This window comes from Streptomyces chiangmaiensis (assembly GCF_036281785.1).
Classification (GTDB): domain Bacteria; phylum Actinomycetota; class Actinomycetes; order Streptomycetales; family Streptomycetaceae; genus Streptomyces; species Streptomyces chiangmaiensis.
Genome location: NZ_JAYWVC010000739.1, coordinates 1 through 578 on the forward strand (window position 1 = coordinate 1; position 578 = coordinate 578).

General features: G+C 64.7%; 1 protein-coding gene. It reads left to right on the forward strand.

Going from position 1 to position 578, the window contains the following annotated elements; translation table 11 throughout:
• The coding region (locus VXC91_RS46690) for a hypothetical protein (protein WP_329513377.1) at nt 1–578 on the forward strand (578 nt) is incomplete at both ends.

The window sequence follows — 578 nt, forward strand, 5'->3', positions numbered from 1 at the left end:
GGTTTCGACAAGGCTGACCGGCGGGTGACCTGCTTCTACTTCTACCTGTGGGACTCCGACTTCGGCCCGGCGTTCATCAAGGTCTGCTCCTACTTCCCCTACCCGATCAAGGTGTGGGTCAACGGCCACGAGTGGGCCAAGCAGCAGGCCGCCCAGGCCGGGATCGTGTTCACGGCCCTGTCCAACGGGTTCGCCTCCTGTGACGACCCGCCCGGACTACAGGCGATCTGCGACCGGTTGGGCTCCGGCGCCATCACCGTGTTCTTCGAACGCTGGATGTCTCGACTGCCCCTGCCCTTCGGTCCGCGCGAACGCGACGGCGGCTACTGGTGGGAGCTGTCCATGCGGCAGATCGAGGTCTCGCGCACCCTGGTCTTCGACGCACCCCGCAACGCTCGAACGTTCTTCGACGCCCTGGTCAGCGACAACATCGGACTGGGTCGCCCGGACGAGATCTCCTGCATCTTCGACCGGCGCATCCGCTCGGACACCGAGACCGGGTTCGCCACCAAGGTGGTCACCCGTGGCGTCGACGTCACCGTCAACCTGTTCTACAAGCACTCCAGGATCAAGCAGTA